Annotated in this window: 15 protein-coding genes; 13 read left to right on the top strand and 2 right to left on the bottom strand. The window is 58.2% G+C overall.

Annotated elements, in window-relative coordinates:
* The first annotated feature begins 72 nt into the window (after nt 1-72).
* From BMZ10_RS18745 to BMZ10_RS18725, 5 genes are all read left to right on the top strand, one after another.
* Nucleotides 73-1,038 carry a sulfonate ABC transporter substrate-binding protein gene (locus tag BMZ10_RS18745; RefSeq protein WP_093465704.1) on the top strand — a complete coding sequence of 322 codons (966 nt, stop codon included), beginning with the start codon at nt 73-75 and terminating at the stop codon, nt 1,036-1,038.
* A gap of 27 nt (nt 1,039-1,065) precedes the next feature.
* Nucleotides 1,066-1,854, top strand: a complete 789-nt coding sequence (gene ssuC, locus BMZ10_RS18740) for an aliphatic sulfonate ABC transporter permease SsuC (RefSeq protein ID WP_093465702.1) — start codon at nt 1,066-1,068, stop codon at nt 1,852-1,854.
* Nucleotides 1,851-2,660: an aliphatic sulfonates ABC transporter ATP-binding protein gene (gene ssuB / locus BMZ10_RS18735; RefSeq protein ID WP_093465700.1), complete on the top strand. Its 810-nt coding sequence runs from the start codon at nt 1,851-1,853 to the stop codon at nt 2,658-2,660. Before ssuC ends, ssuB begins: the two co-directional genes overlap by 4 nt.
* Nucleotides 2,661-2,711: 51 nt before the next feature.
* A complete protein-coding gene (locus BMZ10_RS18730) occupies nt 2,712-2,927 on the top strand; it encodes a TOBE domain-containing protein (RefSeq protein ID WP_062379390.1) in 216 nt (71 codons plus the stop codon).
* A 265-nt stretch (nt 2,928-3,192) separates the two neighbouring features.
* Complete coding sequence (locus BMZ10_RS18725) at nt 3,193-4,536, top strand: hypothetical protein (RefSeq protein ID WP_093465698.1); 1,344 nt, start codon at nt 3,193-3,195, stop codon at nt 4,534-4,536.
* Here the strand turns inward: BMZ10_RS18725 and BMZ10_RS18720 are convergent.
* Nucleotides 4,507-5,166, bottom strand: coding sequence for a TetR/AcrR family transcriptional regulator (locus BMZ10_RS18720; protein ID WP_093465696.1), 660 nt, complete (start codon nt 5,164-5,166; stop codon nt 4,507-4,509). The two genes, BMZ10_RS18725 and BMZ10_RS18720, sit on opposite strands and share 30 nt — an antisense overlap.
* A gap of 150 nt (nt 5,167-5,316) precedes the next feature.
* Complete coding sequence (locus BMZ10_RS18715) at nt 5,317-6,693, bottom strand: glutamine synthetase family protein (protein WP_093465693.1); 1,377 nt, start codon at nt 6,691-6,693, stop codon at nt 5,317-5,319.
* A gap of 277 nt (nt 6,694-6,970) precedes the next feature.
* Between BMZ10_RS18715 and BMZ10_RS18710 the strand changes: the two genes are divergently transcribed.
* The 8 genes from BMZ10_RS18710 to BMZ10_RS18675 all read left to right on the top strand — a co-directional run bounded on the left by BMZ10_RS18710 (nt 6,971) and on the right by BMZ10_RS18675 (nt 16,389).
* Nucleotides 6,971-7,765, top strand: a complete 795-nt coding sequence (locus tag BMZ10_RS18710) for a gamma-glutamyl-gamma-aminobutyrate hydrolase family protein (RefSeq protein ID WP_093465691.1) — start codon at nt 6,971-6,973, stop codon at nt 7,763-7,765.
* 42 nt (nt 7,766-7,807) lie between these two features.
* A complete protein-coding gene (locus BMZ10_RS18705; RefSeq protein WP_093465689.1) occupies nt 7,808-9,166 on the top strand; it encodes a glutamine synthetase family protein in 1,359 nt (452 codons plus the stop codon).
* Nucleotides 9,167-9,238: 72 nt separating this feature from the next.
* Entirely contained in the window at nt 9,239-10,603 is a 1,365-nt protein-coding gene (locus tag BMZ10_RS18700) for an aspartate aminotransferase family protein (RefSeq protein WP_093465687.1), read from the top strand.
* Nucleotides 10,604-10,868: 265 nt separating this feature from the next.
* Nucleotides 10,869-11,966, top strand: a complete 1,098-nt coding sequence (locus tag BMZ10_RS18695) for a polyamine ABC transporter substrate-binding protein (RefSeq protein WP_093465684.1) — start codon at nt 10,869-10,871, stop codon at nt 11,964-11,966.
* 322 nt (nt 11,967-12,288) lie between these two features.
* Entirely contained in the window at nt 12,289-13,386 is a 1,098-nt protein-coding gene (locus tag BMZ10_RS18690) for a polyamine ABC transporter substrate-binding protein (RefSeq protein ID WP_093465682.1), read from the top strand.
* Between the two features lie 56 nt (nt 13,387-13,442).
* Nucleotides 13,443-14,585, top strand: a complete 1,143-nt coding sequence (potA, locus tag BMZ10_RS18685) for a polyamine ABC transporter ATP-binding protein (RefSeq protein WP_093465679.1) — start codon at nt 13,443-13,445, stop codon at nt 14,583-14,585.
* Nucleotides 14,582-15,502, top strand: a complete 921-nt coding sequence (locus BMZ10_RS18680) for an ABC transporter permease subunit (protein ID WP_093465677.1) — start codon at nt 14,582-14,584, stop codon at nt 15,500-15,502. Before potA ends, BMZ10_RS18680 begins: the two co-directional genes overlap by 4 nt.
* Complete coding sequence (locus BMZ10_RS18675) at nt 15,499-16,389, top strand: ABC transporter permease subunit (protein WP_093465675.1); 891 nt, start codon at nt 15,499-15,501, stop codon at nt 16,387-16,389. The genes BMZ10_RS18680 and BMZ10_RS18675 overlap by 4 nt, the downstream gene beginning before the upstream one ends.
* The last annotated feature ends 298 nt before the right edge of the window (nt 16,390-16,687 follow it).

Below are 16,687 nucleotides of genomic sequence, written 5' to 3'. Positions count from 1 at the left end.
ACTCAACACCTCACTGGTCCGCCATCGGACGAGCAGGTGCAACCTGTTAGCTACACAGCAAAGGAGCGTGCCATGGGCACCGTCATTTTGCGTCGAGGCCTGGTCGCTCTGTTTGCTGCGGCGGTCACTTTCGGCGCCCTCACCCAAGCTCAAGCCGACACCTTGCGGATCGGCTATCAGAAATACGGCACGCTGGTTCTGCTCAAAGCCAAGGGCTCACTGGAGAAGAAACTCGCGGATCAGGGCGTCCAGGTGCAATGGACCGAGTTTCCAGGCGGACCGCAATTGCTCGAAGGGCTGAATGTCGGCTCGATCGATTTTGGTGTCACCGGCGAAACGCCACCGGTGTTCGCGCAGGCCGCCGGAGCCGACCTGCTGTACGTCGCCTCCGAGCCGCCCGCGCCAACCAGCGAGGCGATTCTGGTTCCCAAGGATTCAACGATCACGTCGGTCAAAGACCTCAAGGGCAAAAAGGTCGTCCTCAATAAAGGCTCGAACGTGCACTACCTGTTGGTGCGGGCGCTGGAAGAGGCAGGCCTCAAGTACACCGACATCCAGACCGTGTTCCTGCCGCCGGCCGATGCGCGGGCAGCGTTCGAGCGTGGCAGTGTCGATGCGTGGGTGATCTGGGACCCGTATCAGGCTGCCGCCGAGCAACAACTTCAGGCGCGCACCTTGCGTGATGGCAAAGGCATCGTCGACAACAACCAGTTCTACCTGGCAACCAGGCCATACGCGCAACAGCACCCGAAAGTCATCCAGACCCTGGTTGAAGAAGTGCGGGCAGTGGGCGAATGGTCCAAGGCCAACCCGGACGAAGTGACCAGACAAGTTGCGCCTCTGCTGGGCTTGCCCGAAGACATCACGAAGGTTTCAGTCAAGCGCCAGGGCTACGGCGCATTGTTCATCACCCCTGAAACCATCGCCGCCCAACAGAAGATCGCCGACACGTTCTATCAGCTCAAGTTGATTCCCAAACCGCTCAGCATCGCCGATGTGATCTGGACGCCACCCGCCGCTGTCGCGAAAGCGCAGTAAGCCAAGGCAATAAGAGGAGACAACTCCATGAGCGTGGAAAAAGTGACACACAAACTGGCGCCCTGGCTGCTGCCCGTCTTGTTGCTGGCGATCTGGCAACTGGCGGTCAGCGCGGGCTGGCTGTCCACCCGGATCCTCCCAGCGCCGAGCGCTGTGATCGAGGCGGGCGTGACGCTGGTCAAGAGCGGCGAAATCTGGAACCACCTGGCCATCAGCGGCTGGCGCGCAGGCATCGGTTTTGCCATCGGCGGCGGGATCGGTCTGGCACTGGGCTTCATCACCGGTCTGTCGAAATGGGGCGAACGCCTGCTCGACAGCTCCGTACAGATGATTCGAAACGTTCCGCACCTGGCGCTGATTCCGCTGGTGATCCTGTGGTTCGGCATCGATGAAAGCGCGAAGATTTTTCTGGTCGCGCTGGGAACCTTGTTCCCGATTTATCTGAACACCTATCACGGCATTCGCAATATCGATCCGGCGCTGGTGGAAATGTCGCGCAGCTATGGCCTGTCCGGATTTGCCTTGTTCTGGCATGTGATTCTGCCCGGCGCTATGCCTTCGATTCTGGTCGGCGTGCGCTTCGCGCTGGGATTCATGTGGCTGACGCTGATCGTCGCGGAAACCATTTCCGCAAGCTCCGGCATTGGCTATCTGGCGATGAACGCCAGGGAATTTCTGCAGACCGACGTCGTGGTACTGGCGATCGCTCTGTACGCCGTACTCGGCAAATTGGCAGACCTCGCGGCGCGCGGTCTGGAACGGGTCTGCCTGCGTTGGCACCCGGCGTATCAAGTGGCTAAAGGTGGCGCCCGATGAGCAATCTCCAACAACCGGCAAACCTGTTGCGTGGGATTCCCTTGCAAGTGCGCAAGCTGAAAAAGACATTCGGCTCGCGAGAAGTGTTGAAAGACATCGACCTGCACATTCCGGCCGGGCAGTTCGTGGCAGTGGTCGGCCGCAGCGGCTGCGGCAAAAGTACTTTGCTGCGCCTGCTGGCAGGTCTCGATCTGCCCACCAGCGGTCAACTGCTGGCGGGCAACGCGGCGCTGGCCGATGCGCGCGAAGATACCCGGCTGATGTTTCAGGAGGCCCGGCTGCTGCCCTGGAAAAAGATCATCGATAACGTCGGTCTGGGCCTGAGCGGTGACTGGCGGGGCAAGGCTCTGGAAGCCCTGGATGCCGTCGGCCTGGCCGAGCGCGCCAACGAATGGCCGGCTGCCTTGTCGGGCGGCCAGAAGCAACGGGTCGCACTGGCTCGTGCGTTAATTCACCAGCCGCGGCTGTTGCTGCTGGATGAACCGCTCGGCGCGTTGGACGCACTCACCCGTATCGAAATGCAGCAGTTGATCGAACGACTCTGGCAGCAGCATGGCTTCACGGTGTTGCTGGTCACTCATGATGTCAGCGAAGCGGTCGCCATCGCCGACCGTGTTCTGTTGATCGAAGAAGGCCGCATCGGTCTCGATCTGCAAGTCGACCTGGCCCGGCCGCGTGCTCGCGGTTCCTATCGTCTGGCGGCTCTGGAAACCGAAGTGCTCAACCGCGTGCTGTCGATTCCCGGCAGCCCGCCAGAACCCGAACCCACCTCACCACTGCCCACGCAGCTGCGTTGGGCGAACTGAATCCAGGCGCAATGTCGCGCCCGGCACTGATCTCAAAAAGGAAGCCATACCATGACAATCAAAGCCATCAACGTCCGTAACCAGTTCAAAGGCACCATCAAGGAAATCGTCACCGGCGACGTGCTGTCCGAAATCGACGTTCAGACCGCGTCGGGCATCGTCACCTCCGTGATCACCACCCGCTCGGTCAAAGAGCTGGAGCTGGTCGTGGGCAGCGAAGTGATTGCGTTCGTGAAATCGACCGAGGTGTCGATCGCCAAGTTGTGATCGATGCGTTGTGAACAACCCTGAAGGGCGCGAGCCCTTCGGGGTTTTTTGCTGTCTAGGTGAGGCATTTCTCATGCTACATCAAGCTTTCTTCAGATGATGGCCCCGCGCCTCCTGTCATTTCTGCCAACTAGGCAGCGCATCGAATACCGCATAGCCTGAGTGTCTCCGACAGATGTATCGCCGTGCTCAACGAAGCCAAGCAGGTCTTTTGCGAATTGATCGGACTCAAACGACTTGGCTTCATTTCAGGAAGAAAAAGATCATGGATAAAAGCGAAAAAGTGGCCGTTTCGAAGATTTTCGAGGTTCCATTCTCTGTGTCCTCGTACAAGCAGCATGAAACGAACACAGCGTTAAACGCGATCAAGGACAAGTTGTACGTGACAGATTGGAGGTGGGATCCGCCGTCGGTATATGTAGCGCGGCTCGGGCTGGACGGGGTTGTAGACAACGGGTTTGGCGGTCCTGATGGGTGGCGGGTCGAAACGCTGCCCGGGAGCTGGGCATATCAAGCCGGATTCGTCTCCAGAGGTTCAAATTCGGATGAGGGAGTCATTGCCGGCCTGCAAAGGGAGGACGCGCTGGGACTGGTTTGCTTTAGTGCTGATGGAACGCTGAATGCAGGCTTCGGCATCGGCGGAAAAATGGTGCATAAGATTCGCACGCCCACTGCAGGCAATGGCAATGCTGATACAGATGCTACCGATCGTAATAACAAGGATCAGATTAATGGCAGCGCAGGCGGATTGGCTGAAGCCGAAGACGGAATGTTTTACGGTTTGATCGGTCACCGGTTTGCCAGCTCCGGTACATTGATGCGCATCTTGGAAAATGGTGAGTTAGATGAGGCGTTTGGTGAACACGGGATGGTGGTTGTCAAATACCAAGACAAAGCCACGGGGCCTGTCGGGATGGTCTGGAACGGGAAGGGCCAGGGAGTGACAGTGGTCGGAACCATCGGCAACAGGGGGTCAGGATTTGAGTTGTTTCTCGCCCGCTATTCTTTTGATGGCCAACTGGACGAACGTTTCGGAGAAAAAGGATTCGTATTGTTCCGTTCTGCCGATCTGGGCCTGCCCGGCAACCCTTTTCAGATGGAGTTCAACCACGTCGCGCGTCACCCGGACGGTGGGTACTTCGTGGGCGGTTATGTGATGGATGACTGGACGTCGGGTCTGGTCGTGCGCGTAGACATCAATGGCCAGGCGGTCGAAAAATTCAACGATGGCAAGCCTGTCATGTTTCAGGTACCCAACCCCGCCGACCCCGAAGCTTATCTGGATACCAGTTTCCTTTCCGGGGGCATGAGTGTTCAAGTCAACGGCAAGCTGGTCATCGGTGGATCCGTTGACGACCGCTCCTCGGGTTATGCCCGGGAGGTGCTCTTGGTGCGTTTTACAGATGAAGGGAAAGTCGATACGTCCTTCACGCCAAACAGATGGCTGAGTTTCAGGCCGCTTATTCCTTCCATCGGTGAAGCCAAAGTAACTTTCTTGAGCAATGTTGTGCTTCATTCCCCAAACGACGAAACAATCTACGTATCGGGAGACGGCGGGCCGGACGATAGTGTGGCCTCGCTACGAGGCTTCGTCGCGGAGATCAAATAGCTGCCTCGTTTTAGCCAAAAACGGCGGCAGGTAAAGCCCGAGGTAGGCGTCAAAGACTCGCTGGCCTTCTTCGGCCATGCGAGGGGTGATTGCGCTGTGCAGTTGCACCGAGCGTGCATAAACGCGGTCGGCGAGTTCGAGGGCGAGGGCGAACACTTCGATGTCGTCTGGCAAGGCCGGCAGCTGGAAGTGTCTGGCGAACAGCGCGTGCATGAGGTTGCCCAGTTCGACGTCGTGCTGACGATCCGCCTGAGTGACTTCGGTCAAGCCGTGTTGAGCGAGAATCAGCTGTCGAGCGGCGGCGTCTTCGCTATAGATCGTGAGCATGCGCGTCTCGACCAGTCGCGACAGGTCATGCCAGGTGTTCAGCTGCGCGTGATCGATAGGCTGCTGCAGACTCTCGCGGAAGGCGCCGTGAATGTCTGCCGTCAACCCTTCGAGCAGCGCCGGAACGCTGGCAAAGAAGTGATAGACCGAAGACGGCGGAATCCCTGCGCGTTCAGCCACGCTATAGATCGACAGGCTCGCCACACCATCGGACGCCAGCAGTGTGCGTGCGGCATCGAGGATCGAATCGATCCGTGCCTGACTGCGTGCGCGGGGTTTGCGGGGTGTGGCGGGGCGGGTCATCGCTAGCTCTCTCGGACTGGGCCGGGGGCATTCTACAGCGGTGCCGGGCAGAATGCAGACCTTGCCGAAGCTGCCGTCCAAAATAAAAAACGCCCCGGATCCTTGCGAATCGGGGGCGTTCTTTTTATTTCACACCGATATCTCAAACCGTCAGACCGTGTGCAGATACCAGTTGTATTCGAGGTCGGAGATAGAGTGTTCGAACTCTTCCAGCTCACTTTCCTTGCACGCGACAAAGATATCGATGTACTTCGGATCGATGTACCTGGCCATGATTTCGCTGTCGTCCAGCTCGCGCAGCGCATCGCGCAGGTTGTTCGGCAGGCTCTGTTCGTGCTGCTCGTACGAGTTGCCTTCGACGGGCGCGCCGGGCTCGACCTTATTGGTCAGGCCGTGATGAATGCCCGCCAGCACCGAGGCCATCAGCAGGTAAGGGTTGGCGTCCGCTCCGGCAACCCGGTGCTCGATACGCACGGCATCGGCAGTGCCGGTTGGCACGCGCACGGCGACGGTACGGTTATCCAGACCCCAGGTCGGCGAGTTGGGAACGTAGAACTGAGCACCAAACCGGCGATACGAATTGACGTTCGGGCAAAGGAACGCCATCTGCGCCGGTAGGGTCTCGAGCACACCGCCGATCGCATGACGTAATGCGGCGTTCTGCTCGGGATCCTCGCTGGTGAAGATGTTCTTGCCATCGCGATCGAGGATCGAGATGTGGACGTGCAGACCATTACCCGCCTGGCCAGGATACGGCTTGGCCATGAAGGTCGTGTCCATTTCATGGTCGTAGGCAATGTTCTTGATCAGACGCTTGAGCAGTACCGCGTAGTCGCAGGCTTTCAGGGCGTCAGCGGTATGGTGCAGGTTGACTTCGAACTGCGCAGGCGCACTTTCCTTGACGATCGCGTCGGCCGGAATCCCTTGCTCTTTCGCGCCTTCCAGAATGTCCTGGAGGCAGTCGACGTATTCGTCCAGGTCATCGATCAGGTAAACCTGAGTCGAGTGCGGACGTTTGCCGGAAATCGGCGAGCGCGGCGGTTGAGGGCGACCGTTCACGTTTTCCTGGTCGATCAGGTAAAACTCAAGCTCGAAGGCCGCGCAGATAGTCAGGCCCATCTCGTCGAACTTGGTCACGACCTGACGCAGCACTTCCCTTGGATCGGCGAAGAAAGGATCGCCTTCCAGTTCGTGCATGGTCATCAGGAGTTGAGCGGTAGGGCGCTTCTGCCAGGGTTCGTTGCAGAGCGTGTCAGGGATGGGATAACAGATTCGGTCAGCGTCACCGATGTCCAGACCCAGGCCGGTGCTTTCCACCGTCGAGCCATTGATATCCAGTGCGAAAAGAGAAGCTGGGAGGTTGATGCCTTTTTCGTAAACCTTATGGAGGCTGGTGCGTTCGATGCGCTTGCCGCGCACCACTCCATTCATATCTGCAATCAGAAGGTCAACGTATAGAACCTCAGGATGTTCCTTAAGGAACGCGTTCGCTTCGTTGAGCTGAACGGCACGCGGGGGTACCGACATGATGCAACACCTTTGTTGTTGAAAATATCAATCATCGAGCATTACGGGTTTCAGTCAATCCGAAAGCCCTGACGAAGTCAAGAGAGCCCTGTTTTGCCCTAAAAGGGCGCCGAAACGCCTTTTTTGCCGCAGTTTAGGGCAATTATTACGCGTCGGAAGAAGGGCGAAGCGCGGGCTTGAGCGAGGCGTGTTTTATTTTTTACGGGGCTGTTGTGTAAAAAAATGAACAACGCTAAGCTCGATTGCAACCCATAACAGCAATAATACCGGGGGTCACATGGCTCGCCTTCCGCTGATCGGCGTCACCGCCTGCACTCAGCAAATTGGCTCGCATGCCTACCATATCAGTGGCGATAAATACGTCCGGGCGGTAGCAGTAGCCGCAAAGGGCCTGCCGTTGATCCTGCCATCACTGGCCGAGCTGATCGACCCGGCGGACATCCTCTCCACAGTCGATGGTCTGCTCTTCACCGGTTCTCCATCCAACGTCGAACCCTATCATTATAGCGGTCCTGCCAGCGCGCCTGGCACGGCTCACGATCCTGCGCGCGACGCCACCACCTTACCTCTTATTCGCGCCGCTGTGGCCGCGGGCGTGCCGGTGCTGGGAATTTGCCGGGGATTTCAAGAGATGAATGTCGCGTTTGGCGGCAGCCTCCATCAAAAGGTTCATGAGACCGGAACCTTCATGGATCATCGCGAGCCAGACAACGAACCCGTTGAAAATCAATACGCTGCGAGCCATGCCATGCACATTGCCGCGGGCGGCATTTTGGCAGGTCTGGGATTGCCAGAAGAAATTCGTGTCAATTCAATTCATGGTCAGGGAATCGAGCACCTTGCGCCGGGTCTGCGCGTGGAAGCGACTGCGCCGGATGGTCTGATCGAAGCGATCTCGGTCCCCGCGGGCGCGGCTTTTGCTTCAGCCGACGTATTCGCACTCGGCGTACAGTGGCATCCGGAGTGGCAAGTGACACAGAACCCCGACTATCTTTCAATCTTCGAGGCATTTGGCGATGCCTGTCGAAAACGGGCAACACAACGCGACGCACAAGCGTCCAAAAGCGCCTGACGATCATGATGATCATCAGAGTAATGAACCCCTGAGGTATTTATGAGTACCAACCTCGACCAGCTCACCGATTGGTTGAAAGAACACAGGATTACCGAAGTCGAGTGCATGATCTCCGACCTCACCGGTATCACGCGGGGCAAGATTTCACCGACCAACAAGTTCATTGCCGAAAAGGGCATGCGCTTGCCGGAAAGCGTACTGCTCCAGACCGTAACCGGGGACTATGTCGAAGACGACATTTATTACGAATTGCTGGACCCTGCAGACATTGACATGTTCTGCCGCCCAGACCAGAACGCGGTGTATCTGGTGCCCTGGGCCATAGAGCCCACCGCGCAGGTGATTCACGACACCTACGACAAGCAAGGCAACCCCATCGAGTTGTCTCCGCGCAACGTTCTCAAGAAAGTACTCAAGCTCTACGCCGATCAAGGCTGGCAGCCCATCGTCGCGCCGGAGATGGAGTTCTATCTGACCAAGCGCAGCGACGACCCCGACTATCCGTTGCAGCCACCGGTTGGCCGCTCCGGGCGTCCGGAAACCGGGCGTCAGTCCTTCTCTATCGAAGCCGCCAACGAATTCGACCCTTTGTTCGAAGACGTCTACGACTGGTGCGAGCTTCAAAACCTGGACCTGGACACGCTGATTCACGAAGACGGCACGGCACAGATGGAAATCAATTTCCGTCACGGCGATGCGCTGTCGCTGGCCGATCAGATTCTGGTGTTCAAACGCACCATGCGCGAAGCAGCACTCAAGCACGACGTGGCCGCCACCTTCATGGCCAAGCCCATGACCGGTGAGCCTGGCAGCGCCATGCACCTGCACCAGAGCATTATCGACATCGAAACCGGCAAGAACATCTTCTCCAACGAAGACGGGACCATGAGTCAGCTGTTCCTGCAGCACATTGGTGGCCTGCAGAAGCTGATCCCCGAGTTGTTGCCGCTGTTCGCGCCAAACGTCAACTCGTTCCGGCGCTTTCTGCCGGACACCTCGGCGCCGGTGAACGTGGAGTGGGGTGAAGAGAACCGTACCGTCGGCCTGCGCGTACCGGATGCCGGCCCGCAGAACCGCCGCGTGGAAAACCGCCTGCCCGGCGCGGACGCCAACCCGTATCTGGCGATCGCCGCCAGTCTGCTGTGTGGCTTCATCGGCATGGTCGAGGGCATCAACCCGAGCGCGCCGGTGGTCGGTCGTGGTTATGAGCGCCGTAACCTGCGCCTGCCGTTGACGATCGAGGACGCCCTCGAGCGCATGGAAAACAGCAAGACGATCGAGAAATACCTCGGCCAGAAGTTCATCACCGGCTATGTCGCGGTCAAGCGCGCCGAGCACGAAAACTTCAAGCGTGTGATCAGTTCGTGGGAGCGGGAATTCCTGCTCTTCGCCGTCTGACGATTCCGGGCGCCGTGGGCTTTTCAAGGCCAGCGGCGTCCGACACGCGATACCCAGTCAATGGAGTGCTTCATGAGTTCCAACAACCCGCAAACCCGCGAATGGCAAGCCCTCAGCAGCGATCATCACCTGGCGCCGTTCAGCGACTTCAAACAGCTCAAAGAGAAAGGCCCGCGCATCATCACCAACGCCAAGGGCGTCTATCTCTGGGACAGCGAAGGCAACAAGATCCTCGACGGCATGGCCGGCCTGTGGTGCGTGGCGATCGGTTACGGTCGTGACGAACTGGCCGAAGCCGCCAGCAAACAGATGCGTGAGCTGCCTTATTACAACCTGTTCTTCCAGACCGCTCACCCACCGGCGCTGCAGTTGGCCAAGGCGATTTCCGTGATCGCGCCGGAAGGCATGAACCACGTGTTTTTCACCGGATCAGGTTCCGAAGGCAATGACACCGTGCTGCGCATGGTTCGTCACTATTGGGCCGTCAAGGGCAAGCCGGCCAAAAAGGTCATCATCAGCCGCATCAACGGCTATCACGGCTCCACCGTTGCCGGCGCGAGCTTGGGCGGGATGACCTACATGCACGAACAGGGCGACTTGCCGATTCCGGGCATCGTGCACATTCCCCAGCCTTACTGGTTCGGTGAGGGTGGCGACATGACGCCGGACGAGTTCGGCGTATGGGCCGCCGAGCAGTTGGAGAAGAAGATTCTCGAACTGGGCGAGGAGAACGTCGGCGCGTTCATTGCCGAGCCGATTCAGGGCGCGGGTGGCGTGATCGTGCCACCGGAAACGTACTGGCCGAAGATCAAGGAGATTCTCGCCAAGTACGACATCCTGTTCGTCGCCGATGAGGTGATTTGTGGCTTCGGTCGCACCGGTGAGTGGTTCGGTAGCGATTTCTACGGCCTCAAGCCTGATCTGATGACCATCGCCAAAGGTCTGACTTCCGGCTACATCCCGATGGGTGGGGTCATCGTGCGCGACGAGGTAGTGAAGGTCCTCAACGAGGGCGGTGACTTCAACCACGGCTTCACCTACTCCGGTCACCCGGTGGCGGCGGCGGTGGGTCTGGAGAACATTCGCATCCTGCGCGAAGAGAAGATTGTCGAGCGGGTCAAAGCGGAAACGGCACCATACTTGCAAAAGCGTTTGCGCGAGCTGAGCGATCATCCGCTGGTGGGCGAGGTGCGTGGCATCGGGATGCTGGGCGCCATCGAGCTGGTGAAAAACAAAGCAACTCGTGAGCGCTATGTCGGTCAAGGTGTAGGCATGATCTGCCGCACGTTCTGCTTCGATAACGGGCTGATCATGCGCGCGGTGGGCGACACGATGATCATTGCGCCGCCGCTGGTGATCAGTTTCGCGGAGATCGATGAGTTGGTGGAAAAGGCACGCACATGCCTGGACCTGACCCTTGAGGCGTTGCAGCGCTGAAGGTGAGGTGATCGTGCGGTAAACGATCATCTTTTGTAGGAGTGAGCTTGCTCGCGATAGCGTCGGCACATTCGACATCGTCGGTGCCTGACGATACGCAATCGCGAGCAAGCTCACTCCTACAGAGTTCGATGCGCTGGCGTGCAGATGAAATCTTTGAAAGCTATGCAATAAGGCAGGCCGCTTCGCTTGTAAGCCCGCCCAGGAAATTGCCAGACTATCGGCGGTTTGGTTGCCGCTAACATAAAACACTGGAGCTGTAAGAATGAAGAAATTTGGCAAAACCCTCCTCGCCTTGTCCCTGATGGGCGCAGTGACCGCAGCGGCACACGCCGACGACAAAGTTCTGCACGTCTATAACTGGTCCGATTACATCGCGCCGAACACCATTGCCGATTTCGAAAAAGAGTCGGGCATCAAGGTGGTGTACGACGTCTTCGACAGCAACGAGACGCTGGAAGCCAAATTGCTGGCCGGTAAGTCGGGTTACGACATCGTCGTTCCGTCGAACAACTTCCTGGCCAAACAGATCAAAGCCGGTGTTTATCAGGAACTGGACAAGTCCAAGCTGACGAACTACAAAAACCTCGACCCTGCGCTGCTCAAAGCCGTGTCGGTCAGCGACCCGGACAACAAGCACGCCTTCCCGTACATGTGGGGTTCGATCGGTATCGGCTTCAACCCGGACAAGGTCAAGGCTGCGCTGGGCGCAGACGCTCCAGTCAATTCCTGGGACCTGCTGTTCAAGCCTGAAAACGCGGCCAAGCTGAAATCATGTGGCATCAGCTTCCTCGATTCGCCGACCGAAATGCTGCCAGTGGCGCTGCATTACCTGGGTCTGCCAACCGACAGCCAGAAGAAAGAAGACATCCAGAAAGCCGAAGATCTGTTCAAGAAAATTCGTCCTTCGGTCACCTATTTCCACTCGTCCAAATACATCTCGGACCTGGCCAACGGCAACATTTGCGTAGCCGTCGGTTACTCGGGTGACGTGTATCAGGCCAAGGCGCGCGCTGAAGAAGCAGGCGGCAAGGTCAAGGTCAGCTACAACATTCCGAAAGAAGGTGCTGGCAGCTTCTATGACATGGTTGCCATTCCCAAAGACGCCGAAAACGTCGAAGGCGCCTACAAGTTCATGAACTTCATCCTGCAGCCTAAAGTGATGGCCGAGATCACCAACGCCGTGCACTTCCCGAACGGCAACAAGGCAGCGACCGAGTTCGTGGACAAGGACATCACCTCCGATCCAGGCGTTTACCCACCTGCGGACGTGCTGTCCAAGCTGTACGCGATTGCAGACTTGCCAGCAGCCACTCAGCGTCTCATGACCCGCAGCTGGACCAACATCAAATCGGGCAAATAAGCCTGGTCCGAACGTGCCCTCCATGACGGCACGTGCTTAAGCTGTGTAGGAGTGAGCTTGCTCGCGATTGCACCTTGTCAGAAATGGAAATGTCGACTGACACAGCGCCATCGCGAGCCAGCTCACTCCTACAGGATCGGTGTCTACCGACTGCCGAGAGATGTTCCAGATTCCAAGGTCAGGATTTACCGCGCACGCGTCACGAAAAATTATTTTGCGAGAAGGGTTTATCGAAGGTAAGTTGCGCGCCGGATTTGTCACAGGCAGTCGGTACTGTCGTCGGCACGGGCAACGGCCCACCTACTAAAAAAGGACTGCAATCGTGTCTATCTCTTTATTTTCCAAAGGCTTGCTTATCGGAGCCGGCCTGACGCTAGCCGTTGGCGCCTACGCGGAAAGCTCCACTGTCCGCATTTATAACTGGTCCGATTACATCGGCACCTCGACGCTGGCGGATTTTGAATCCACCACCGGCATCAAGACCAAATACGACGTCTTCGACTCCAACGAAACCCTGGAAGGAAAGCTGCTGGCCGGCCACACCGGCTATGACGTGGTAGTCCCTTCCAACCACTTCCTTGGCAAGCAGATCAAGGCCGGTGCGTTTCAGAAACTCGACAAGTCGCAACTCCCCAACTACTCCAACCTCGACCCCGAACTGATGAAGCGCCTGGAGAAGAACGATCCGGGCAATCAGTACGCCGTGCCGTACCTGTGGGGCACCAACGGGATCGGTTACAACGTCGACAAGATCAAAAAAGTGCTGGGCGTCGACACCATCGATTCCTGGGCCGTGCTGTTCGAACCTGAGAACATGAAAAAGCTGAAGCAGTGCGGCGTCGCGTTCCTGGATTCGGCGGACGAAATGCTGCCTGCAGTGCTCAACTACATGGGCCTGAACCCGAACAGCACCGACGAGAAAGATTATAAAAAGGCTGAGGAAAAGCTGCTCAAGGTGCGTCCGTACGTCACGTACTTCAACTCCTCCAAATACATCACTGACCTGGCCAACGGTGACATCTGCATCGCGGCAGGTTTCTCCGGCGACATCTTCCAGGCCAAGGCGCGTGCCGAGGAAGCAGGCAAGGGCGTCAACATCGCTTACTCGATCCCCAAAGAGGGCGGCAACCTCTGGTTCGACATGCTGGCGATCCCCGCCGATGCGCCCGACGTCAAGGCGGCTCACGCGTTCATCAACTACATCCTCAAGCCTGAAGTGATCGCCAAGGTCAGCGATCAGGTTGGTTACGCTAACCCGAACCCTGCGTCGGGTGAACTGATGGATCAGGAAATCCGCAACGACGAATCGGTCTACCCGTCCAAAGAGGTGCAGGAACGTCTGTACGTCAACTCTGAACTGCCGCCCAAGATTCAGCGTGCCATGACGCGCAGCTGGACCAAGATCAAAACCGGTAAATAAAGACCAAGGCGCCCGGCCCTGTCGGCCGGGCGCAAAAACAGTTGGGAGTTTCACCCATGGCAGTTGCCTCCGGCGCCTACAAAAAAGCCCTTGAGGGTGGTCAGCAACCGAAACCGGTGCTGGTCAAAATCGATCGGGTCACGAAAAAATTCGACGAGACGGTTGCTGTGGACGATGTGTCTCTGCAGATCAACAAGGGTGAAATCTTCGCCTTGCTCGGCGGATCCGGCTCGGGGAAATCCACCTTGCTGCGCATGCTTGCCGGTTTTGAACGGCCGACCGAAGGCCGCATATTTCTCGATGGCGTCGACATCACCGACATGCCGCCATACGAGCGTCCGATCAACATGATGTTCCAGTCCTACGCGCTGTTCCCGCACATGACCGTGGCGCAGAACATCGCGTTCGGCCTGCAGCAGGACAAACTGCCCAAGGCCGAGATCGACGCACGCGTCACTGAAATGCTCAAGCTGGTGCAGATGACCCAATACGCCAAGCGCAAGCCGCATCAGTTGTCGGGCGGTCAGCGTCAGCGTGTGGCGCTGGCGCGCTCACTGGCCAAGAAGCCGAAACTGCTGCTGCTCGATGAGCCCATGGGCGCGCTGGACAAGAAGCTGCGCTCGCAGATGCAACTGGAGCTGGTGGAAATCATCGAGCGCGTGGGCGTGACCTGCGTCATGGTGACCCACGATCAGGAAGAAGCCATGACCATGGCTCAGCGCATCGCGATCATGCACCTGGGCTGGATCGCTCAGATCGGCAGTCCGGTGGACATCTACGAAACACCGACCAGCCGGCTGGTCTGTGAATTCATCGGCAACGTCAACCTGTTCGACGGCGAAGTCATCGAAGACATGGAAGGCCACGCACTGATCCGCAGCCCGGAGCTGGAACGCGAGATCTATGTCGGTCACGGCATCAGCACCTCGGTCGAAGACAAGCACATCACTTACGCGATTCGCCCGGAAAAGCTGTTGATCACCACCGAACAGCCCGCCTACCAATACAACTGGTCGCGCGGCAAGGTCCACGACATCGCCTATCTGGGCGGTCACTCGGTGTTCTACGTGCAACTGGCCTGCGGGAAGCTGGTGCAGTCCTTCGTCGCCAACGCCGAGCGCCGCGGTGCGCGTCCGACCTGGGACGACGAAGTGTACGTATGGTGGGAAGATGACAGCGGCGTGGTGCTTCGCTCATGAAAATCCGCAAGATCAAACGCGCGCTCAACCGCATAACGCCCAATGGCCGTCAGGCGGTCATCGGCGTTCCGTTCCTGTGGCTGTTTCTGTTCTTCGCGCTGCCATTTCTGATCGTCATCAAGATCAGTTTCGCTGAGGCCGACGTCGCGATTCCGCCCTACACCGAGATCTTCACCTACGCCGAGCAGAAGCTCGACATCGTGCTCAATTTCGCCAACTACGCATTGCTGACCGGCGACGATCTGTACATTTCGGCGTATCTGGGCTCGTTGAAGATGGCCTTCTTCAGCACCTTACTGTGCCTGTTGATCGGCTACCCGATGGCATACGGCATCTCCATCGCGCGCAAAGAAATGCAGACGGTGCTGCTGCTGTTGATCATGATGCCGACCTGGACGGCCATCCTGATCCGCGTTTATGCGTGGATGGGGATTTTGAGCAACAACGGTCTGCTCAACGCCTTCCTGATGTGGCTGGGCGTGATCAGTGAGCCGCTGCAGATTCTCAACACCAACCTTGCGGTGTACATCGGCGTGGTCTATTCGTACCTGCCGTTCATGATCCTGCCGCTGTACGCCAACCTGGTGAAGCATGATCAAAGCTTGCTGGAAGCTGCCTCCGACCTGGGTTCGAGCACCTTCAACAGTTTCTGGAAAATCACCGTTCCGCTGTCCAAGAACGGCATCATCGCCGGTTGCATGCTGGTGTTCATTCCGGTGGTGGGCGAGTTCGTCATCCCTGAATTGCTCGGCGGTCCCGAGACGCTGATGATCGGCAAGGTCCTGTGGCAAGAGTTCTTCAACAACCGCGACTGGCCGGTGGCATCTTCGCTGGCGGTGGTCATGCTGCTGATCCTGATCGTGCCAATCATCCTGTTCAACCGCAGCCAGGCCAAAGAACTGGAGGGCAAAGCATGAGAGGCTTCCGATTCTCGAACCTGATGCTGATACTCGGGCTGACGTTCATCTACGCGCCGATGGTCATTCTGGTGATCTACTCGTTCAACGCCTCCAAGCTGGTGACCGTGTGGGGCGGCTGGTCGGTGAAGTGGTACGTCGGTCTGCTGGACAACACCCAACTGATGAGTGCGGTCATGCGCTCGCTGGAAATCGCGCTGTACACCTCGATCGCGGCCGTGGCCCTGGGGACGATGGCCGCCTTCGTGCTGACCCGCGTCACCCGTTTCAAAGGGCGTACGTTCTTCGGTGGTCTGGTCACCGCGCCGCTGGTCATGCCGGAGGTCATCACCGGTCTGTCGCTGTTGCTGCTGTTCGTGGCCATGGCGCAGTTGATCGGCTGGCCGCAGGAGCGGGGCATCGTCACCATCTGGATCGCCCACACGACGTTCTGCGCGGCGTATGTGGCGGTTGTGGTGTCAGCACGCCTGCGTGAGCTCGACATGTCCATCGAGGAAGCCGCGATGGATCTGGGTGCGAGGCCGTGGAAAGTGTTCTTCCTGATCACCATCCCGATGATCGCGCCGTCGCTGGCGGCAGGTGCAATGATGTCCTTCGCCTTGTCGCTGGACGACCTGGTACTCGCCAGCTTCGTGTCCGGACCGGGCTCTACCACGCTGCCGATGGAAGTCTTCTCGGCGGTGCGACTGGGCGTCAAGCCTGAGATCAACGCGATTGCGAGCTTGATTCTGCTGGCCGTGTCGATCGCGACCTTCCTGGTCTGGTTCTTCAGCCGCCGCGCCGAAGAAAAGCGCAAGAAGGCCATTCAACAAGCCATCGAAGAAGCTGCCGCAGACGGCTGGAAACAGCCTGATGTACGACGCGCGAAAGTGGTCGAATCGGTTTGATCAGCGCAGGTTCAGTGGGAAGCATCCCACTGGATGCACGCGATGTTTGTCGTAGGGCCGGCTTCAGCCGGGAAGAGGCGGGTGTGAGCGCTGAGATTCTGCGGTGTGACGCCTTCCCGGCTAAAGCCGGTCCTACGGTTTGGAACTCCAGAGTCTTCCCGGCTAAAAACCGGTCCTCGGGTTGGCATTCCAATAGGTCCCGCTGAATGTACGCGATGTTTGTTGTAGGACCGGCATCAGCCGGGAAGAGGCTAGTGTGAGCGCTGAGATTCTGCGGTGTGACGCCCGACGCCTTCCC

It is taken from the genome of Pseudomonas sp. NFR16 (assembly GCF_900108875.1).
GTDB lineage: Bacteria > Pseudomonadota > Gammaproteobacteria > Pseudomonadales > Pseudomonadaceae > Aquipseudomonas.
The sequence above is the reverse complement of the archived record's forward strand: the minus strand, read 5'-3'. Positions and strand labels throughout refer to the sequence as shown.